General features: G+C 49.1%; 21 protein-coding genes. 11 read left to right on the forward strand and 10 right to left on the reverse strand.

Translation table 11 applies throughout. The features are described from left to right. Positions 1 to 44: 44 nt before the first annotated feature. A complete protein-coding gene (locus C9I92_RS08530; protein ID WP_047884700.1) occupies positions 45 to 431 on the reverse strand; it encodes an ectoine synthase in 387 nt (128 codons plus the stop codon). 148 nt (positions 432 to 579) lie between these two features. On the opposite strand from C9I92_RS08530, the gene C9I92_RS08535 reads away from it, so the two are divergent. Further along, positions 580 to 1473, forward strand: a complete 894-nt coding sequence (locus tag C9I92_RS08535; protein WP_047884699.1) for a LysR substrate-binding domain-containing protein — start codon at positions 580 to 582, stop codon at positions 1471 to 1473. Between the two features lie 162 nt (positions 1474 to 1635). On the opposite strand, the gene C9I92_RS08540 is transcribed toward C9I92_RS08535, so the two are convergent. Next, positions 1636 to 2643 (reverse strand): LysR substrate-binding domain-containing protein, encoded by a 1008-nt coding sequence (locus tag C9I92_RS08540; protein WP_053061777.1) that lies wholly within the window; start codon positions 2641 to 2643, stop codon positions 1636 to 1638. A gap of 203 nt (positions 2644 to 2846) precedes the next feature. Here C9I92_RS08540 and phnG point away from each other — a divergent pair, with 203 nt between their 5' ends. The 9 genes from phnG to phnP all read left to right on the forward strand — a co-directional run bounded on the left by phnG (position 2847) and on the right by phnP (position 10246). Further along, the gene (gene phnG / locus C9I92_RS08545; protein ID WP_211263827.1) at positions 2847 to 3323 is read left to right on the forward strand and encodes a phosphonate C-P lyase system protein PhnG; all 477 of its coding nucleotides are present in this window, start codon (positions 2847 to 2849) and stop codon (positions 3321 to 3323) included. Beyond that, positions 3323 to 3997, forward strand: a complete 675-nt coding sequence (phnH, locus tag C9I92_RS08550) for a phosphonate C-P lyase system protein PhnH (protein ID WP_047884697.1) — start codon at positions 3323 to 3325, stop codon at positions 3995 to 3997. The genes phnG and phnH overlap by 1 nt, the downstream gene beginning before the upstream one ends. A 2-nt stretch (positions 3998 to 3999) precedes the next feature. Next, positions 4000 to 5160 carry a carbon-phosphorus lyase complex subunit gene (locus C9I92_RS08555; RefSeq protein ID WP_047884696.1) on the forward strand — a complete coding sequence of 387 codons (1161 nt, stop codon included), beginning with the start codon at positions 4000 to 4002 and terminating at the stop codon, positions 5158 to 5160. A gap of 12 nt (positions 5161 to 5172) precedes the next feature. Then, complete coding sequence (locus C9I92_RS08560; RefSeq protein ID WP_084712521.1) at positions 5173 to 6126, forward strand: alpha-D-ribose 1-methylphosphonate 5-phosphate C-P-lyase PhnJ; 954 nt, start codon at positions 5173 to 5175, stop codon at positions 6124 to 6126. A gap of 2 nt (positions 6127 to 6128) precedes the next feature. Further along, positions 6129 to 6911: a phosphonate C-P lyase system protein PhnK gene (gene phnK, locus C9I92_RS08565; RefSeq protein ID WP_047884695.1), complete on the forward strand. Its 783-nt coding sequence runs from the start codon at positions 6129 to 6131 to the stop codon at positions 6909 to 6911. 11 nt (positions 6912 to 6922) lie between these two features. Next, positions 6923 to 7612 (forward strand): phosphonate C-P lyase system protein PhnL, encoded by a 690-nt coding sequence (gene phnL, locus C9I92_RS08570; protein ID WP_047884871.1) that lies wholly within the window; start codon positions 6923 to 6925, stop codon positions 7610 to 7612. 96 nt (positions 7613 to 7708) lie between these two features. Further along, entirely contained in the window at positions 7709 to 8839 is a 1131-nt protein-coding gene (gene phnM, locus C9I92_RS08575) for an alpha-D-ribose 1-methylphosphonate 5-triphosphate diphosphatase (protein WP_047884694.1), read from the forward strand. A gap of 49 nt (positions 8840 to 8888) precedes the next feature. After that, a complete protein-coding gene (gene phnN, locus C9I92_RS08580; RefSeq protein ID WP_047884693.1) occupies positions 8889 to 9434 on the forward strand; it encodes a ribose 1,5-bisphosphokinase in 546 nt (181 codons plus the stop codon). Next, entirely contained in the window at positions 9431 to 10246 is an 816-nt protein-coding gene (phnP, locus tag C9I92_RS08585) for a phosphonate metabolism protein PhnP (protein WP_047884692.1), read from the forward strand. Before phnN ends, phnP begins: the two co-directional genes overlap by 4 nt. 179 nt (positions 10247 to 10425) lie before the next feature. On the opposite strand, the gene C9I92_RS08590 is transcribed toward phnP, so the two are convergent. From C9I92_RS08590 to C9I92_RS08620, 7 genes are all read right to left on the reverse strand, one after another. Further along, positions 10426 to 10623 carry a hypothetical protein gene (locus C9I92_RS08590; RefSeq protein ID WP_047884691.1) on the reverse strand — a complete coding sequence of 66 codons (198 nt, stop codon included), beginning with the start codon at positions 10621 to 10623 and terminating at the stop codon, positions 10426 to 10428. A 488-nt stretch (positions 10624 to 11111) separates the two neighbouring features. Continuing rightward, positions 11112 to 11672: a prepilin-type N-terminal cleavage/methylation domain-containing protein gene (locus tag C9I92_RS08595; protein WP_047884690.1), complete on the reverse strand. Its 561-nt coding sequence runs from the start codon at positions 11670 to 11672 to the stop codon at positions 11112 to 11114. 249 nt (positions 11673 to 11921) lie between these two features. Continuing rightward, positions 11922 to 12329, reverse strand: a complete 408-nt coding sequence (locus C9I92_RS08600) for a hypothetical protein (protein ID WP_047884689.1) — start codon at positions 12327 to 12329, stop codon at positions 11922 to 11924. A 23-nt stretch (positions 12330 to 12352) separates the two neighbouring features. Beyond that, positions 12353 to 15028 (reverse strand): PKD domain-containing protein, encoded by a 2676-nt coding sequence (locus C9I92_RS08605; RefSeq protein WP_053061776.1) that lies wholly within the window; start codon positions 15026 to 15028, stop codon positions 12353 to 12355. 402 nt (positions 15029 to 15430) lie between these two features. Beyond that, positions 15431 to 16225 (reverse strand): phosphotransferase enzyme family protein, encoded by a 795-nt coding sequence (locus tag C9I92_RS08610; RefSeq protein WP_047884688.1) that lies wholly within the window; start codon positions 16223 to 16225, stop codon positions 15431 to 15433. A gap of 207 nt (positions 16226 to 16432) precedes the next feature. Next, on the reverse strand, positions 16433 to 16783 hold the full coding sequence (locus C9I92_RS08615; protein ID WP_047884687.1) for a GlpM family protein: 351 nt from the start codon (positions 16781 to 16783) through the stop codon (positions 16433 to 16435). A gap of 425 nt (positions 16784 to 17208) precedes the next feature. Beyond that, the gene (locus C9I92_RS08620; protein ID WP_047884869.1) at positions 17209 to 17598 is read right to left on the reverse strand and encodes a universal stress protein; all 390 of its coding nucleotides are present in this window, start codon (positions 17596 to 17598) and stop codon (positions 17209 to 17211) included. Positions 17599 to 18016: 418 nt separating this feature from the next. On the opposite strand from C9I92_RS08620, the gene C9I92_RS08625 reads away from it, so the two are divergent. Next, on the forward strand, positions 18017 to 18652 hold the full coding sequence (locus C9I92_RS08625; protein ID WP_047884686.1) for a LysE family translocator: 636 nt from the start codon (positions 18017 to 18019) through the stop codon (positions 18650 to 18652). 57 nt (positions 18653 to 18709) lie between these two features. Here C9I92_RS08625 and C9I92_RS08630 read toward each other — a convergent pair whose 3' ends face one another. Further along, the gene (locus tag C9I92_RS08630; RefSeq protein WP_047884685.1) at positions 18710 to 19297 is read right to left on the reverse strand and encodes an AAA family ATPase; all 588 of its coding nucleotides are present in this window, start codon (positions 19295 to 19297) and stop codon (positions 18710 to 18712) included. Positions 19298 to 19457: the final 160 nt, after the last annotated feature.

Genomic DNA, 19457 nt, shown 5'->3' on the forward strand with positions numbered 1-19457 from the left:
TTTCCTTGGGCTAAGTGACCCTGTGCGGCTCACCTTCTTCGTTATTAGTAAGCGGATGAATCGCCGTTATTTAGGTTGTGGGTTTCCGTTCCCTTCAATGGGGGATTGAACACGCTGACCAGAATCAGATCTTTGTCTTCACTGGCACGTAGATAGTGTTTGTCATGCTCATCAAGAACATAAATGGTTCCCGGAACAATGCGGAATCGCTCACCAGCCATGGTTTCAACTTCGCCCTCGCCACCAATGCAGTAGCAGGCTTCCAGATGGTTTTTGTATTCAAGCAGCGACTCAGTGCCGCGGGTCACAACGGTGTGGCACACGGTAAAGCCCATCTTGTCCGCAAGCGTAAGCAGGCGATGGCTCGTACCATTGCCCCAGTTCACGTAATGCTCAGAGCCTTCGACATCATTCAACGATCTGATAAACATAAAAATATCCTTCAAAAAAACACGTTCATCGAAATCTCTGTTAGCGCTAATCAGAGTCCCTGAATGATAGGTTTGTTGCTTATTGGTTAACAACTCATTAAATCTCACATAGAATGTAAGAAAAACTTACACCTGAAAGATGCTGACTATGAAAATGCCTTTGAAATCAATTTATTACTTTGAAGCTGTGGCGCGTTTGGGCAGCTACTCTGAGGCGGCTAAAGAGATGTTCGTGACACATGCGGCAGTGATTAGTCAAATCAAAGGCTTAGAGCAATGGATGGGTAAAAAGCTGGTTTATCGCAAGCAAAACCGGGTGACCTTAACCGAAGACGGGATCAAGTTTGCGGCGCAGCTGACTGACCCTTTTGCCCAGTTGCGCGCGGCAGTGGCGGACAATAGGAAGCGTCCGGTCAGGAATAAACTGGTGATTTACAGCCTGCCATCACTGGCTACCTGTTTTTTGCTGCCCAATATACATGCCTTCAAAGACCGTTTTCCCCAGATAGAACTGGAACTGCACTACCAGTTGTCAGGGCGGGATGATCACGCAGATATTGTGCTGGGTTTTACTGATCACGCGTTGGCGGACTCTGAGCGCGTCTTGTTCAGTGGTTCGACCGTGCCGGTCTGTGGCCGGGGATATGCGGCGAAGATCAGCCACTTTTCGCCAGACCAGTTGAATCAGTATGAGCTCCTGCATGACGGTGACTCACAGGCGTGGCAGCGTTGGTATGACCGATACGCCAGCCAGCTTGTTGCGGGTGTGTCGAAAGTAAATCGCGGGACAGTATTTAGCGATTTCAATATGATGCGTATCGCGGCGATGAACAACAATGGTATCGCCTTATGCCCTAAAGCGCTGATCGCCAAAGAGTTGGATTCGGGGGAGCTGGTACAGCTCTCGCCTTTGGCCGGAAACCGACAGCGCCAGTATTACTTACGTATGAATGGCGTTCGTGACGAAGGGGAGCACGTTTTTACGGACTGGATTCTGGAACTGGCTCAGGCTACCGTTAATTCCATGTCGTTATCCGAGTAATTAGCCCATTTACCCTGTTTTCAAATCAGGCCTCAGAATCCGCTTCTCACCCGTAGCCTAGCTTGTCTGCATGAACTGGCTGACGGGAGAGACATTTCTCGCTGATAGCTTTTCTCACTGACGGTTACTTGATGACAGATTCTCACTGATCTAAGGTGCGATTCACGCCAGAGCGTCATTTCGCGCTTTATCATGCGTCGTCAGTTTACGGTACAGCCATTGCTTGAACAGCTTGATTGCAACCTGATCCGGATTGCTACTTTTGGTCAGCAGGTAGTGATGACCGCGACTAGGCATGGTGACCGGGTGAACAATGCGCAGCCTCCCGGCATCCAGTGAAGACTGCACCAGAATGCGTTTTGCCAGCAGAAAACCCGCTCCGGATTCAGCCATTTGAATGGCTAGTGATGTGCTGAAGGCTTCCAGTTGTGGCGGAGTCAACTGGCCATCGAATTCAACGGCGTGTGTATGATCCACAGCATCTGCTTCACTTTGTGTGACGTTTGTTTTCCTGCCAGTACTGTCGCCAGTTTCGGCTGCGAACGAGAACCAGTCTTGCCAGCTTTCCCGATAGCCTATCGAGGCAATTTTCGGATACTGGGCAAACTGCCCCAAAGGGGCCGGCATCGGGTAATGGGTAAGCAGGGTATTGCTGGCGACCACAACCCACTCATCTTCCGTGATTTGCTCGACTTGTTTATTCAGCCAATTGCCATAGCCATTAAGAATTTCTAAATCAGGCTCATTGTGGTCGGTTTCCGGCACCGGTGTATTTGACGGTATCACCCGCAACCGAATTGTCGGATATTGCCGGACAAAATCGCCCAGCCTTGGTGTCAGCCAGCATTGGGCAAAACTGTAAGTACAGCGCAGGCGCAACACCGTGGTATTGCCGCGGCCAAACAGCTCGTGAGTCTGAGCCGCCAGAGCGTCAAACGCGGTGTTTAAAACCGGCAGATACTGGCGACCTTCATCAGTCAGACGGATATGCCGACCATTTCGGTGCAGCAGTTGCCGCTCAAGATGCGCTTCGAGTAATTTGACCTGCTGGCTGACTGCGGCTTGCGTGACGCACAACTCCTCGGCTGCTTTGGTAATACTTTGGTGTCTGGCGGTAGCTTCAAATGCCTTCAGAGCATTGAGCGGGGGCAGGCGGCGGTTCTTTTTCACAATTTCTCTCATTCTTTTTAGATAACCTTTTCTAACTGAAGATTGTTTCTAACTGAAGATTGTGACAATTGTGTTTACTCTGACGGTAAAAACGCCGGGTTTCACTAAGAAAAACTAAGGTAAAGCGGAAGTTCTTCTCGATATTTCTGAGTGTTGCTGATGGGTAAAGTGAACCTATCAATTGGTTATCTCAGGAACCTAGCATGACAACTCCGGAACCTATGTCTGCCCCGGCTTTTAGTCGCCAGGACAGACAGCGTTGGATGAAAACGCTGGCGCTGGCCAGCGGTGAACAGTTACAGCAACTTTGGACTCAGTTTCCCGACAAACCCGATTTTTCTTATCTGCGTCCGACCGAAAGCGGGCTGGTGCAGGTGCGTGGCCGTCTGGGTAATACCGGTGATCGCTTCAATATCGGCGATATGACCGTTACCCGCGCGTCGGTTGTGTTGGAGAGCGGGTTGAATGGCTTCGCCTACATTCAGGGTCGCGATAAAACCCATGCCGACATCGCCGCTGTGGTGGACGCCTTAATGCAAAGTGAGCGGGCTGCCGCGACAGACGATCAGATTTTGCAGCCATTGGTCGCCACTCAGCAGGCGAAACGCGCGGCTGCCACCGCAGAAACCCTGAAAACCAAGGTGGATTTTTTCACCTTAGTCCGTGGGGAGGATGACTGATGGCACCAGCTCAACTGATTGCCGGTCTTTCATCGCCGGTATTTGACAGTCAACAGAACTTTCGTGTCCTGATGGATGCCATGGCGCGTCCGGGTACGATTGCCAGCCTGCCACATTGTGTGCCGCTCGATGGCATGCATCCTGCCAGTTTTGGTGTGCTGCTGACACTATTGGACGCCAAATCTTCACTGTATCTGGCGGAATCATTCCGTCATGAAACCATCATGCGCAATATCGCTTTTCACTGTCAGTGCAATACGCAGTATCACAGTCTGCCTGCGCAGGCAGAGTTTGCGTTACTTGACGGTCATCAGCCATTTAACGGGCTGTTGTTTAATGGTGGCACCAATGAAAACCCGCATCACAGCACCACGTTACTGATTGAGGTTGAGCAGCTAGAGGACACTCTGGCAGCAAACGATGGGCAGACGACTGTTTCGTCACAAGATGCTGGTCAAGAGATTAAAAGGGGAGCTGAACACCCGGTGACCTTATTACTGTCTGGGCCGGGAATCGCCACCGAAACCCGGGTTCGGGTTACAGGACTGCATCCCAGCGCGCTGGATTATCTTACCAACCGTCAGCATGTGTTCCCTGCCGGGCTGGATATGGTGTTCATCACCCGGAACAAAGTGATGGCGTTACCCCGTACCGCCCAAGTGAAGGAGGCCTGAGTATGTACGTTGCCGTAAAAGGCGGTGAAACCGCCATCAATGCCGCGCATGACTTGCTGGCGAAAAAACGCCGAGGGGACATTACGGTTGCCGGGCTGTCTGTGGCACAAATTGCCGGGCAATTGCCGCTGGTGGTAGACCGCATCATGAATGAAGGGGGGATTTATGATCGCGAACTGGCAGGGTTGGCATTTAAGCAGGCCAGTGGCGATTTGATTGAGGCGATTTTCCTGTTGCGTGCCTTTCGCACGACGTTACCGCGATTTGGCATCGCAAACCCGGTTGATACGGCGACGATGCAGATTGAGCGTCGGGTGTCGGCGACATTCAAAGACCTGCCTGGCGGGCAGATTCTGGGGCCGACGTATGACTACACCCACCGTTTGCTGGATTTCTCACTGCTGGCGGGCTGCCCTGAGGTGGCAGCTAATCTGGCAGCGACAGGAGCCAAGGGCGGTAAACAGAACCGCAATCAGGACAGCCAGTTTCAGGAGAGCCAATATCAGGACAGCAAGCAACCGGTAAACGAACCGACAGAACATGTTGAAGCAAGCTCGTTAACCTGCGGCAATGCCTTTGACTGGATCGCCAAAGCGGGCTTGCTGGTGGAAGAGCATGACAGTGGTGCAGAACCTTATGATTTGACCGAATCACCGCTGGCTTTTCCGGCAACGCGCCCGACGCGTCTGCAAAACCTGATCCGAGGTGACGAGGGTTTCCTGATAGGGATTGCCTATTCCATCATCCGTGGTTACGGCGACTCACACCCGTTTTGCGGCGAAATGCGCACCGGACAGACAGAAATCCGGTTTGAACCGGAAGAGCTGGGATTTGAGATCTGCATTGGCGAACTTCAGTTGACTGAATGCCAGATGATCAACGGTTATTCTCCGGCTCAGCGAACACCTCAGTTTACCCGAGGTTACGGGCTGACCTTTGGCCGTGCCGAAACCAAAGCCATGGCCGTCGCGTTGGTTGATCGTGCCTTGCAGGCCGAGGAATACGGCGAAGAGCAAAGCTCTCCGGCACAGGATCCGGAATTCATTCTGTATCACAGCGACATCGTGGATGCGGTCGGATTTGTTTCTCACTTCCGCCTGCCGCACTACGTGGATTTCCAGTCAGAACTGCATATGCTGCGTCAGATGCGGGCAGCGAAATAAGGATCGGGCACCATGAATCAAACCTATAACTACGGCTATCTGGATGAGTCCACCAAGCGCATGATTCGCCGCACGCTGCTCAAAGCCATTGCCATTCCCGGCTATCAGGTGCCTTTCGGGGGGCGGGAAATGCCGATGCCTTACGGCTGGGGAACCGGCGGAATTCAGCTCACGGCCGCGTTGATTGGCCCGGACGATACCCTGAAAGTGATTGATCAGGGAGCGGATGACACCACGAATGCAGTGAGTATCCGCCAGTTTTTCCGCAAAGTGGCGGAGGCTAACACCACGGAAGTGACCTCAGAAGCGACACTGATCCAGACCCGGCACCGTATTCCGGAAACGCCGCTGGCGGAAAATCAGATCCTGATTTATCAGGTGCCGATTCCAGAGCCGATGCGATACATCGAGCCGAGCGAGGTTGAAACACGCACCATGCACGCCTTAGAGGAATATGGTGTGATGCACGTGAAATTATATGAAGATATTGCACGATATGGCCAGATCGCGACCAGTTACGACTATCCGGTTATCGTTAATGGACGCTATCTGACCAGTCCGTCGCCCATTCCGAAATTTGACAACCCGAAAATGCACATGAGTCCGGCACTGCAACTGTTCGGTGCGGGACGCGAGAAACGCATTTATGCGATTCCGCCTTACACCAAGGTTGAGAGTCTGGACTTTGACGACCACCCGTTCGAGGTGCAGCAGTGGGAAGAATCCTGTGCGATTTGCGGCTCTGGAAACAGCTTCCTGGATGAAGTGGTGGTGGATGAAGCGGGAAACCGTACTTTTATCTGCTCAGATACCGATTACTGCCGTCAGAGTTTGGCTCAACAAGGCAAAGCGGAGGTGGACTTCGTGACGTTTCAGGGCCACCAGATCAGCACAGACAGGCCTGAACAGCCAGTCCAAGTCGCCCATCGACACAGTCCGTCACACAATCAGGCCGGGAGTGAGTAAGTATGATACTTCTTGATGAAAAACCGCTTTTGCAGGTGAACAATGTCACCCGGTTGTATGCCGAAAACAAAGGCTGCCAGAACATTAACTTTGATCTGTTTGCCGGTGAGGTGCTGGGTATTGTCGGTGAGTCCGGTTCGGGTAAATCGACGTTGCTAAAGCTGCTTTCAGGGCAAATTGCCGCTGATGGTGGCGAGGTTCTGTATATCGACCGCGCAGCCAAGCTGCATTCTTTGTTTGAAATGCCGGTCAGTGAGCAGCGTAAATTGCTGCGCACTGAGTGGGGGGTAGTGCATCAGCATCCGCAAGATGGTTTGCGCATGAACATTTCAGCCGGTGGCAACATCGGAGAGCGCCTGATGGCCATTGGTGAACGTCATTACGGCAATATTCGTGACGAAAGCCTGACCTGGATGGAAGCCGTTGAGCTGGCAGCCGATCGTATTGACGATAAGCCTAAACAGTTTTCCGGCGGCATGCAGCAGCGCCTGCAGATTGCCCGTAATTTGGTGACTCGTCCGCGTCTGGTGTTTATGGATGAGCCGACTGGCGGACTGGATGTCTCGGTGCAGGCTAAATTCCTGGATTTGCTGCGCCGTCTGGTGATGGAGCTGAATATCGCGGTGATTTTCGTTACCCACGATTTGGGAGTGGCACGGCTGCTGGCTGATCGCCTGCTGGTTATGCGCCGCAGCGAAGTGGTAGAGCAGGGGCTGACTGATCAGATCCTTGACGATCCGCAACACGCCTATACCCAGCTTCTTGTTTCATCGATCGTGAGGTAACCGAGATGGAAATGATCAAAGCCAGCAATGTCTGTAAAACCTTTATTCTGCATAACCAAAATGGCGTGAAACTGCCTGTGCTGCAAGGGGCTAACCTGATCGTAAACAGTGGTGAGTGCGTTATTTTGCACGGTCATTCGGGATCGGGGAAAAGTACCTTGCTGCGCTCGCTGTACGGTAACTACAAAATCGACAACGGTGCGATTGAAATCCGCTATGGTCGGGGCGAAACCGACTGGGTGGATCTGGCACAGGCTTCACCGCGTCAGATTGTCCGCCTGCGGCAGCAAACGATGGGGTATGTCAGTCAGTTTCTGTCGGTTATTCCACGTGTGTCAGCAATTGATGTGGTGATGGAGCCACTGCTGAATACCGGCGTGTGCCCGACGACTTGTTATGAAAAAGCCGCTCAATTGCTGACTCGTTTAAATGTTCCAGAACACCTCTGGCAGCTGGCGCCAGCGACTTTTTCCGGCGGGGAGCAGCAACGAGTCAACATTGCCCGGAGTTTTATGCTGGACTACCCGATTCTATTGCTCGATGAGCCGACCGCGTCACTGGATAAACAAAACAGCGATGTGGTGATTGATTTGATTCATCAGGCCAAACAACGCGGCGCTGCCATTGTGGGCATTTTCCATGACCCTTACGCCCGTGACGCAGTGGCCGATCGCCTTCATACCCTGTCAGCCGGCAAGTAATGATTCGAATTTAATGTATTGATATAGATTGGTTTTTATACAAACACATTGCGAAAAACAGCGACTAGACAAATTGAGACTCAGGTGTACTAAGTGATGATTCTGACAAACGCAAAACTGGTTCTGCTCAACGAAGTAATGGATGGCACGCTGTATATTGAAGACGGCAAGATTTCCCGCATTGAAGCGGGGCGGTGTGAACGTGACGCGGCCATCGACTGCCGGGGGGATTATCTTATCCCCGGTCTGGTCGAACTGCATACGGATCATATGGAGAAGTTCTTCAACCCACGTCCGAATGCTGAATGGCCGGCGCGCTCAGCATTAACGTCATTCGATGCTGTGTGTGCAGCCAGTGGCATCACCACAGTATTGGATGCGGTGACTGTGGGTTATGTGAATGATGGCGGCACCCGACTGGCCAACCTGTCGCGCATGGTGGAGGCGGTAAAACATGCCGCAGACTACCGTTGCCGGGTCGATCATTTGCTGCATTTGCGCTGTGAAGTGCCGAATGTCAGTACCGTCGAGCTGTTCGAATCCTTGTTTGATCCGGACATCGTGAAACTGGTGTCGATCATGGATCATTCTCCGGGGCAGCGTCAGTTTGCCACCTTAGCTCAATACCGTGCCTACTATCAGAAGAAATACGGCTGGGATGACAGCACGATGGCAAAATTTGAAGCTGAGCAAACGGAAAGCGCGCGTCTTTATTCGGCGGTCAATCGCCAAGCTATCGTGGCAAAATGCCGTGAGGCGGGGGTACCGATGGCCTCCCATGACGATGGCCTCGAAAGCCACGTGATGGAGTCTAAACAGGACGGTATGGTGGTGGCCGAGTTTCCGACCACGCTGGACGCCGCCCGGACATCCCATCAACAGGGGCTGAAGGTGCTGATGGGCGCGCCAAATGTAGTGCGTGGTGGTTCGCATTCCGGCAATATTGCTGCCTACAAACTGGCAGCGCTGGGAGTGCTGGATATTCTTTCATCCGACTATTATCCGGCAAGCTTGCTTCAGGCGGCCTTCCAGATTGCAGACATGGAAAATGGCTACGATCTTGCAGGTGCTATTGCACTGGTTACGGCCAATCCGGCAGAAGCGCTGGGTATGCGGGACCGTGGTCAGCTGGAGGCAGGCCGGATGGCTGACGTCGTGCGTGTTGAACTGGATCAGGGATTTCCTATGGTTAAGCAAGTCTATAAAAACGGCCAGCAGATATACTGATTTTATTATTCCGCGACAGTCTATTTGCTAATTATAAGAGTGGAAAATAATGGCAAAGTTATTTTATGTGACGGGTCCATCAGGTGCCGGTAAAGACAGCGTGATGAGTTTGATTCGGGTACAGCAACCAGAAAGTCTGCTGGTGGCCCACCGTTATATTACCCGGCCGGCACATGCCGGGGGAGAAAACTACATTGAACTGACGCCGGAGGAATTCGAGGTGCGTAAGTCCATGGCACTGTTTGCCATGGACTGGGAAGCCAACGGATTTCAGTACGGTATAGGCGCTGAAGTCGATGACTGGCTGACGAAAGGTATCAATGTGATGGTCAACGGGTCGCGGGAATATCTGCCTCAGGCACTGGAAAAATACGGTAAGCAACTGGTGCCGGTCGTGATTTATGTACCAGAGGAGGTACTGGCACAGCGACTTCGGGCGCGAGGCCGTGAAAACGATGCCATGATTCAGCAGCGGCTGGCTAGGGCGAAAACTTTTCTGGGGGCTTGTCCGCAAAACAGTATCGTGCTGGATAACAGTGGCTCACTCCGTCAGACTGTGAATCAGTTTACTCAGGTAGCAGAACAGCTGATATGAAATTTACACTTTTAGGGACAGGTAACAGCGCGATGTTGCCGGTGTACGGTTGTGAGTGTACCGCTTGCCGCCGGGCGATGGATGAACCGAAGTATCGTCGTAACAAAACCTCGGCGATGGTGCAGAACAATGGAAAAACGCTGATTATTGACGCCAATTTACCGAATTTACTGGAACGTTTTCCACCAAAGTCGATTGATAGAATCCTGCTGACTCACTATCACATGGATCATGTACACAGCTTGTTTGACCTTAGGTTTGGCTTTTTCCGCACACAGGAAGAGCGGATTCCGGTCAATGGCCCCCATGACTCACTGGGGTGTGACGACCTCTACAAACATCCCGGTTTATTGGCCTTTCAGCCGCCATTTAAACCGTTTGAGACTTTTGAATGGGAAGGCATCCGTATCACCACACTGCCTTTGAATCATTCCAAGCCATGTCTGGGTTATGTCTTTGAATGGCAGGGACGACGACTGGCCTATCTGACTGATACATTTGGGCTAAGCGAACTGGCTCAAAACTGGTTGAAAATGAATCCGGTAGAATGGATGTTTATTGATTGTGGGTATCCGCCGCAAGCATTTCGGGGTGATGGTGCAGTGAGAAATCACAGTACCGTCGAACAAATACTGGCGATTAAAAAAGAGTGCCAGCCTGTAAAAGTTGGGCTGATTCACATCGGACATGAGCTGGAAAACTGGGCGCTTAGCCAGCCTGATTGTTTCAGTGAAAACCTGTTTCTGGCTCAAGATGGACTGTGTGTGACGTTACAATCTGATAATCAATCCGGTATATGTTCTGTGATCTAATCAGACATGTTCTAAACCGATATGTTCTGAACTGATTGGGAAAGGGACGCACCTGAACATCAGAGTCAGAGACAGGTATTTATCGGATATTACAATTTGTCACTGCCCAGGCAGCGCACACTTCTGACTGGGCAGATCTTATCCTACAGAGATAATGTTTATCTGAAGGCTTTATTTCTCTATTTTGGCGCTATTTTTTTGCCTATGGTTCGCAGGATCAGGAGAATCGGCAGATAGACAACGATAAGCAGCAGGGTATCCAGCAGGAAAGAGATCTGCTGCTGTTCGAAGAACATATTAACGAGATAATTCTTCAGGGTAATTGCTAGAAAGACGGCTAAAAAGATAACCGCGAAATCGATAACTTTTCTGTTCATAGTTCACTTCACATTATGGCTATCATGGATAGCAACAATAAGGCTTTTTATTAGGTCTGAACAATATATTGCATTTGATAGCATAGGCAAAAACGTCAGCCTGATAAGCAAACTTGGAAAATACCTTAAATTCAAACCTAAAACCAACCGGATCCTCATACTTTAGGTACTTAGGGAATGGTTGCTCTCGTGGGTATATGTTTTTAACAACATGTCTCTTTGCGCGATGCGTTGGAAATTCGCTACCGAACCGGACAACCGGTATTACTCGGAACGAAAGAACGCCTTGAAGGGGGGGAGCCTGATAATGACTTTTACCATGCGCTGCTCGGGAAACACTTGGCGGCAAACCCTTTGCGGCAGACTTGGCCTAGTCAGGCTAGATTGCGTGCGTGAGCCAAGCTCTAAAAAAGACGGCGACCAGTAAGGTCGCCGTTTTCATGTTTATCTGTTTAGCGCATACGATCAGTGATTGGGCTCAGCCGGTATTATTCGCAAGGAATGATTTCCAGTGTGTAGCCTGCATTAGCACTTTCCGGGTGCTGATAACGGATGTAGCAGTTATCACGAATCATCAGCGGGGGACGTTGCTGAGCAGCATAATCCAGATTGTTCTTTTCAGTAATAATGAGTGCGTTGTCATTATCAATCCGAGTAATGCCCCAATCTTTATCCTGATAATAGTGTTTATTAATCCCATCAACGAGCGTTGTTAGTGTGTAAAAATCTGATTCCGGATAGCCATATCGGAAAATACAGCGCTCAGCTCCGCCTTTTTCACAACCAGGAATTGGAATTGATTCTGCCTTATAGTTACCGTCATCAGTCGCTTTATTCGTGATATATGCGACACTTTCCAGCCCAGCAACGGCCATTTTACCGTAACCCACGCTAAGACCTGCGTGAATGGCACCTTTAAGACCCTCCAGGGCCGCATTTCGGGCATCATTCTGCACATTGAGAAATCGAGGGGCGGCTGTTACGGCAATAATACCCAGAATGACAATCACGACTACCAGTTCAATCAGGGTAAAACCATTTCTATTCATATTGTTGGCATTCCGTCGAGTAATTATTCCATTGGCGTCAATTTAATGGCGGGAGGGTGTGCCGTCAACGCAATTTTGGAACGGAGAGCAAAAATGTGAAGGTAGAACAATATTAAGATGGAATCCGCCTCTGATAATGCTCTAAAGGTATTTGTCACTGGGATAGTAATATCTCTTTAGTGTTAAATATCAATAGTGAGAAGGAGGTTAGGTATATGGACTCAGTTCGAAACTAAGGCGGAAAAACCATTACTCACAGCTAATTTTGAGACTCTGAGGATATTCGTAGGCCGTCACTGTGTCATGGTCAAAGCGAAACAGCCAGGAAGCGGAGTCCGTTAGAGAAACCTGCCAGCCTGTTGTGGCTGTTTGCTGTATTTTTAGCAAAGGTGGCTGGCTGTTTTCCAGCACAAAGGGATGGGTAGGGTGAAAAATGGTTTTTAATGGCGCAAGATCCTTCTCGGCACTGTTGATAAGGATTGTCAGCTTTTCTTTTAACGATTCATGCGATAGCTGACAACCCTGGGATTGCGAAATTAAATACACGCTACCCAGAGCATCATCTTCAAAAAGGAGACGTTCTTCTGCGCTGCAGGCTACCAGCGAACAGACCCAACCCGGAATAAACCAGTGCAGAAAAGCGTGCCTTTTTTTCATATGATGCTCCTGGGCGTCAGTGATTATTCGACCGTGATGTCATCAACCAGTATGGCGGTATCGTAAATACTGTCACCTTTATCGGAAGAGTAAACCGACAGTTTGACGCGCTGACCTGCCAGTTCCGATATATCGATAGATTCATTCTTCCATTCTGTTTTATAAACATCCCCTTGATCAAAGTGGATGTCAGAAGGAAGCAGCCCGCCTTCGGTGCAAAGCTGGTTTACACTGGTTTTGAAGCTTTTACATGTCGTGGAATCTTCATTGCATACGGTAACGCTGAAGGAATCATCATACTCGGTATGACAGTATTCACGGAATTCTTCAGAGAACATTTTCCAGTTAAACCGCAGCGTTTTTGCGCTTGATACCAGACAGGCTGTTTGTTCGATGGTCCCTGATGTGGTGGTGAAACCCAGTCCGGTTGACACAATGCCCATAAAATTGCCACCAGTGGGTTTCGTCACGCCTAACTGTGTCACGACCCTGCCATCGCCGTCTTTAGACCATACGCCAAGCACACCGTCTTCAAAGTCCAGGTTAGTGAGCGAGCCGTACGGCAGTTTCAGGTTATCTGCGCCCGTAGTGACAAGCTTGGCATCCGTTGCGCTGCCGTCGCTGGCACCGTATGTGGATTTGGCCACTGTCACTGCTTCGCCGAAGGTAGAATCATTGTTTAGCATTTCCTGCAAAATGGTATTTGTGGTGTTTTGAGCGTAAGTCGATAACACGTAGTCATCGTATCCAAGAATGGCTCCGGCCCCTTTTGCCATAAGGACATTGGCCAGGGAGTTGTTATGCATAGATCGACAAGCTGACAGTGCCACCAAGCTATTTGGCAATGTCGTTAAATAATGATCAAAGAAAGACGGCAGTACAACCAGCAAGCCACCAGGGCCAATAGCCAGTCGCTTCATGTGCAGGTCTTCTTCATATCCGCTGATGTTATAAGAACCGTCGTCATTTTGCGGCAACGCAATACCGGTATAAATAGCGACCAGTGAGAGTGCTCCTTTCAGAAAATCATTTGGGCCCCATTCATCTTTCCATAAGCTGAGTAGGCCGTTGTAATAATTGTCCCCATGCGTGGAAAGGTGAATATATCCATACAGGCTGAAATCTTTGTAGCTGTCCAGGGTTACGTTGACAGTCCCATCGTTGATCAGCTCTTTATCCGCAGATAACTGGCAGGAATTTGCAGATTTCAATGTTTGCCACACTGAATGGTAATCATCGGTAGAGCCAAAGTTATTGGCTGGACTGACATTCGGGTTATTGATGAAAGGGCTGACAATGACGGCACGGGAGCTTTTAATCCGGTTATCTTCTGCCGCTTTTAAGCCAGAGATAGCGCTCTTAGATTGGTTGATACTGGTATGAATTGCTGTAACGGATTGGCTGTGACGTGCCTGATCGTCATAGCTGTAATATTGTGTGGTGAAAGTGGCCTTCAAAACCGGAGGTTGTCCCTCATTTCTGCGAAGCTCCACCCCGGATTTTGAGCCGGCAATCACCGGATGGTACAGGCCCAATATCCCTTTGTCATCGACCCACCACAACCCGCTGTCAGGCGATAAGCCCGAAGCTCCAATCGCCGGGTTGGTCTGCATTTTTTCATAAGCGGCTTGTGCGGCGGCTTTGACATCACTGCCGGCTTCAAGACTGTTATCAATTAGCAGTTTGACGGAATCTGCCAACATGACTGCACTGGTTACATCCGCATTATCATAGCTGTCTGCACCCCAGAGGCACAGCTTTTCAGACTGGTAGCTGACAGCGTTTGTGTCCGTCAGTTTGGCGCGATAACAGATGCTGCCAACATTCGTCGCCTGTGCGTCAAATTTCGCAGTAAAGATACCGTCACCCTGGATTTCATCGGGTAAAACACCATCGTCAGAAAGAGTCGCAATCTCCTGATTGGCGCTATCGACCAACGTAATGGTCGGGTTGTTCGGATTATTCGTACCAATCGTGACAATGACAGATTTCGGATTTTGCCCTAAGTAAAGAGTGGTCGTATCAAACTGTAGGGGCGTAATAAAATCAATGTTCGGGTAATAAGTGATGTCTGTGGAGATGGAAAGGGATGTATCGTCGTCAGAGATCGCTGAGACATCGATGGTATTATCACCTTCTGCTAGAGCGATTTCTGCTTGCCAGCTATCTGCAATACCGGCGTCATAAGTGATACCTGTGGTCATGTTAATGACCTTAATGGATTTAAGCGGATGATCTGAAGTCACAGAGCCGCCAATCACGACCAGGTGTTGATCCGTTATTTTAATGCTTTGCCCTAACCCTTGCAGAGCCAGTGACAGCGAATGCTCAGCCGGGATCAGTGTCACCTCAATGTCGTCGCTGCTGCTTGTCCCGTCGGAAAATGCAGCGGTCACCGTAAAGTGCAACGTAACCTTGTCGTAGATATCCGGGGCGATAAAGGAGGCATTATTCTCGCTGTCAGTCTTGATGGAAACTTGCAGTGGGTCGCTTTCAGCCTGAGTCCACCTGACGGAGGAGAGGTTGCTAACGTCAGTTGAAAACGTCGGTGTTAACTGAACAGATTTTTTGCCGTAAGCAGACACGTCTGCACCAGCGTAGATATTGGGCTTGTTGTCTGTGGGAGAGGATTTCGCATCATCACCGCCACAGGCCGACAACATAAACAGGCAAGCCGCAAGGTAGGCTTTTTCACGCATTCAAACACTCCATTGTCAGTTTGTGATTTTAATATTCATCGGGTTGCATTTTAAGTACGTAACTATATGTGATAGTGATGAGTTTGGGGAGGTTATGCTTTTCGATGCAGTGATACTTTTAACATATTGATTTCAGGAATTAATCATGCGTTTGCTCATGTTTTTTGTGCATAAAACTGCCTCATAAAAATCATGATATGGAAGTGGCGTCACAAAAATGCTTTGCCTGAGGGGTGAAAATATTTGAATGAAATCGATTTTATTGAGCGATATTGCGCTCAGGGCTGAACATTTATTTGTACAGGGAATCGATTCCTGGCAACAGCCCGCAATATTTCCGAACTGCCTCGCGTCTAATCGTCCGACTAAATAAGCGGGAAAATAATGGGTCCAGTTATAGGATCAGGAATGAGGGTCAATCCCTAAGGTAATGGCGTGCTGATTACGCTGTAAGTACACGATGTCGTCGAGATAACTCAGATGATGCCCCTCGGCAATATGCGCCTGAAATTGTGGATTGCCACTGTCTGCTTCAGCTTGCATAAAATCGACCAGCGCTTGGAGGCGGATAATCATAGTCTCAACCAACTGTGAACGCTGCTGAAGGTCTGCACCGTACCCGTCGCAGAAGCACAAGGCCCGTTGTATCTGATCCTGTAAGTTGCCCATTTTGTCATTTTTATGGGTCTTAAAGGGAGCCCAGCAATAGATCGAATAGGCTAAATCCCACAGACGCGGAGCGGGATGGGCAGTATCGAAATCAAAAATGCCAACCACTTTGTTGCCTTTCAAAACCACGTTATACGGCGTGAAATCACCATGACAGATGACCTCGGGTGGTGTGCGACCAGGTAGCATCCACTGGCACGAAAAGTCGGGATAGGCGCTCAGGAATGTTGTACTGGCGTCATGGAGCTGCCGCAATAGCCGAGCTGCAGAAAACAGCGCTTCTTCAGTTGCAATGGCGCCTCGAAGCGGGTAATTGAATGTATCGCCTTCAAGGTAACTGAGTACCTCATTACTTTCATCTATCCCCACTACAGCAGGGCATTGATGAAAACCTTGGCTATGCAGGTGGGTAAGCAGTAAATGGACGGTGTGAGACCATGGATTCATCGGTCGAATCACAGTGTTTTGTTTACGAAATATGACGCCATCTCGGCCGCCCTGGAGTGCCTTTGGTGTGTGCCTGGTCAATGAATCACTCCTTGTTCATTCAACTATTCATCATTGGAAGACACGAATTCTGTCGTTTTAATTAAACAAAAGAAAGGCAACTGCTGGTGTTTATAAACACTGTTTGCTGCGGTTTAGAGCGACGTCAACTTTTATGAAGTCACTGCTACTTAAATACACCATACCTATATACATGCCCAGAAACATGAGAGCGAACGATATATATGATCAGGCCATTGCAGGATTCAGCTTCATCCATCCCAGAAGCAAAACGAAGGCGCAGCACAACCAGGTGACTGTTGCCAGCGATAGCGTCCAGGTTAAGCTAAAGCGATAACTCAAGTAATACACGGCTATCAGGTAGGCTGCGTAGGGAATCAAGGAATAAAGACCAAACAATGCAGTCGTTCTGAGCTCCTCCATGGTGCGTTCTACTCCCACAATATAATGGGCAATCAACGCGAAAGTGGGGAACAGGGGGACAAGCCCGGCAATGAAGAAGCTTTTGCTTTTCGACAATAATGCAATCAGGAGCACGGCCGCTGCGCCCAGTAAGCATTTAAGAAATAATGCAACCACGATTTTCTCTCCCTGAAAAATCTGTTGAATGTCCCTGACGTGATGCTCTCTTCGAATGAGATAGTCGCTTGATATTTATCCCCGCGTACGTTTTTGAACCGCTGATATGGTGTTGAGCACGGTTCTAATGCGAGGTCATGCTTGGATTATTACGGTCATTGCGGGGTAGACAAGGGCTTTTCTGGCTTTGAGATAATTAACCCAGTGAGTTCTTATATGGTGAGATTTTATATGGGTGGCTGTTGGCGGTTTTGAACTTTAACATCAGAATGCAGAGAAGCTGGAATCTTCTGAAAATTCAAACTTCTCTGTCGTTTGGCGGTTAGCATGTTGTATGACAGTTGGTTTCCAGTTCTTCGCTTGCATAATCACCAATCACCAATCACCAATCACCAAGAACTAAGACACATCGAGCCTTAACGTCATCACTGTTTGAGGTACACCACTAATAAATCAGCTTCTACAGCATTGGCCAATTTGGGGACGGAGGAGAATAATCGGCTCAAGAAATTATGGTGATGACCGCACACGACCAGATCGATCCCCATCTTTTTAACGACTCCGGAGAGTTTGATGTGGAGGTCACCCATAACGACCAAAGTATCTGTAATCGGATAACCACTTTTTTTTGCCAGTACTTGCAGCTCATGTTCTATTTTATGTTCTTCTCTGGGGGCAATAAAAACGCTATTTACGTCCACAAACACAAAAGAAACTTTACAGTTGGTGCCTTTCGCTAATGAAATCGCTTTATCTATGACTACCTGGCTCGATGGCGTGAGATCGACCGCCACTAATATATGCTGATAGTTCATTTCAGTCCTCCCATTAATGGCTAAGTGCCTATCGTAAAGTCTAGCACCGGAGAACCTGACTTGAGTGGAGTCAATGACTCGGCGAAAATAAATAACTTTATTTTTCAGATTATTAAGAGAGATATTCATTGTGCCCATCGTTTTCTGTGTTCATACAATGGGAAATCTGGCAACAGGGCGTGAGGAGTGGTCTTTAACGTATTGAAGAGTAATTATAAATCGCGTATTTGGATTTTGAACTTGGGTCATTGGATTTTGAACATGATAGAAACAGTTTCATGCTGTTCTGGTTTTCTGGCGATATCGCGTTAAGATGAAATGTATTTTCTCCTGCGGGATTAACCCGTACCCAATGACTATAACAGGTGTCAGGTCGAGGTCACTAAGTCAGCATCTAAACTGAAAGGGATTTTTAATAATGGTTGAGCAGTACCTCTTTGTGTTGCCGATGGTTTCCTTGTTACTCTTTGGGGCGATGACACCGGGTCCGTCTTTTGTTTTAGTTGCCCAAACAGCCATGTCGAAGTCGAGAATAGAAGCGGTATCGATAGCCCTGGGTTTAGGTCTTGGGGCGACGATCTTTGCCTTTTTGGCTTCATCGGGTCTCATCACTTTATTTAAGGTGGTCCCCGAACTGTACATGACATTTAAGGTGTTAGGTGGCCTGTACCTTTGCTACCTGGGTGCGAAAATGTGGCGTACCAGCAAAGACTCTCTGTCCGCCAACACAGCTACGGAGCCCGGTCGCCCTAAGCCTCTGAAAGCGATGTCGCTGGGCCTAATTACGCAACTGAGCAATCCCAAAACAGCCATTGTCTTTAGCAGCGTATTTGCCGCGTTGTTACCTGCTGACGTGCCAGAACACACAACCTGGATATTAGCATTCAGTGTGTTTTTACTGAACTTTTCATGGTATGCCTTTGTGGCGACTCTGCTTTCCAGCGCGAAAGCACAAAGAGGATATTTACGCTTTAAGTCCTATATCAATAAAGGGGCGGGCTTGTTAATGGGATCGATAGGAAGCAAATTTGTCATGGATGGCTTCAGGCCATAACAGTGGCAGGGCCAATGTTATGGCCGTCATGTATCTATAGCTCGACATTTAAGACGGTTATGGTCTTTGGTATCGGTTGATCACATTTTCCAGCGTCATGATGCCAAACATGATTTTTCGGACAAAAGATTCTGAGCTGCCAACGAAATAGAACTGGGGATGTCTGGACCAAATTTTTTGCAGTTTGACGTCTATCAGGGCCGCCTGCTCAGACGACTCGTTTCTGACAGGGTTATTGCTGCTGATATCGTGCCCGGTGGCGCCCGCTGATTCAAAAAAAATCACCGCGTCATAACGCGCGATTTCTTCTTCAAACGTTGAGTTTACTTCTTTAAAAAAATCACTTTCCGTTCCGGGCCAGTATGCCAAACCGTCGAGTGACCCTCGGTCGCAGACCAGCAGCCTCTCCGGGTATTGTACTTTGTAGATGTTTTCCAAATTCTTCTGAAGATGAAAAATGGTTTTCTGGACCATTTTTATCAACTGTTCATTGTCCGAGCGTGTTATGCCACTGGAAAAGAGTACTGTGGCGGCCTCGGGAACCACCGCAATTTTATGGCACAGTTCTCTGCGAAAGAGATCCAGTGCGGTGGTTTTGCCGCCACCGGGGCCGCCTGTTACGACAACTTGCAACTGCTTTTTCATCTCGGCCTCTGACTGACTGTTATTAACAAAGCTTAGCCAAAAAAGAAAAAGGAGCTTGTTCGAGCTGAGTTAAGGTAGGTGTTAGGCTGGCTGGCGAATTGTGTGCCGGGATTTAATCTTTGGCGATTTGGCGATTTGGCGATTTGGCGATTTGGCGATT

Origin of the sequence: Photobacterium ganghwense, from assembly GCF_003025595.1 — a bacterium.
Taxonomy (GTDB): domain Bacteria; phylum Pseudomonadota; class Gammaproteobacteria; order Enterobacterales; family Vibrionaceae; genus Photobacterium; species Photobacterium ganghwense.

Coding starts and splice junctions, on each gene's coding strand:
- C9I92_RS08600 (WP_047884689.1), bottom strand. CDS start 12,329: ATGAAAAAAAGGCACGCTTTTCTGCACTGGTTTATTCCGGGTTGGGTC.
- C9I92_RS08555 (WP_047884696.1), top strand. CDS start 4,000: ATGTACGTTGCCGTAAAAGGCGGTGAAACCGCCATCAATGCCGCGCAT.
- C9I92_RS08590 (WP_047884691.1), bottom strand. CDS start 10,623: ATGAACAGAAAAGTTATCGATTTCGCGGTTATCTTTTTAGCCGTCTTT.
- C9I92_RS08535 (WP_047884699.1), top strand. CDS start 580: ATGAAAATGCCTTTGAAATCAATTTATTACTTTGAAGCTGTGGCGCGT.
- C9I92_RS08530 (WP_047884700.1), bottom strand. CDS start 431: ATGTTTATCAGATCGTTGAATGATGTCGAAGGCTCTGAGCATTACGTG.
- C9I92_RS08595 (WP_047884690.1), bottom strand. CDS start 11,672: ATGAATAGAAATGGTTTTACCCTGATTGAACTGGTAGTCGTGATTGTC.
- phnL (WP_047884871.1), top strand. CDS start 6,923: ATGATCAAAGCCAGCAATGTCTGTAAAACCTTTATTCTGCATAACCAA.
- phnN (WP_047884693.1), top strand. CDS start 8,889: ATGGCAAAGTTATTTTATGTGACGGGTCCATCAGGTGCCGGTAAAGAC.
- C9I92_RS08560 (WP_084712521.1), top strand. CDS start 5,173: ATGAATCAAACCTATAACTACGGCTATCTGGATGAGTCCACCAAGCGC.
- phnP (WP_047884692.1), top strand. CDS start 9,431: ATGAAATTTACACTTTTAGGGACAGGTAACAGCGCGATGTTGCCGGTG.
- C9I92_RS08605 (WP_053061776.1), bottom strand. CDS start 15,028: ATGCGTGAAAAAGCCTACCTTGCGGCTTGCCTGTTTATGTTGTCGGCC.
- phnM (WP_047884694.1), top strand. CDS start 7,709: ATGATTCTGACAAACGCAAAACTGGTTCTGCTCAACGAAGTAATGGAT.
- phnH (WP_047884697.1), top strand. CDS start 3,323: ATGGCACCAGCTCAACTGATTGCCGGTCTTTCATCGCCGGTATTTGAC.
- phnK (WP_047884695.1), top strand. CDS start 6,129: ATGATACTTCTTGATGAAAAACCGCTTTTGCAGGTGAACAATGTCACC.
- C9I92_RS08620 (WP_047884869.1), bottom strand. CDS start 17,598: ATGAACTATCAGCATATATTAGTGGCGGTCGATCTCACGCCATCGAGC.
- C9I92_RS08630 (WP_047884685.1), bottom strand. CDS start 19,297: ATGAAAAAGCAGTTGCAAGTTGTCGTAACAGGCGGCCCCGGTGGCGGC.
- phnG (WP_211263827.1), top strand. CDS start 2,847: ATGACAACTCCGGAACCTATGTCTGCCCCGGCTTTTAGTCGCCAGGAC.
- C9I92_RS08625 (WP_047884686.1), top strand. CDS start 18,017: ATGGTTGAGCAGTACCTCTTTGTGTTGCCGATGGTTTCCTTGTTACTC.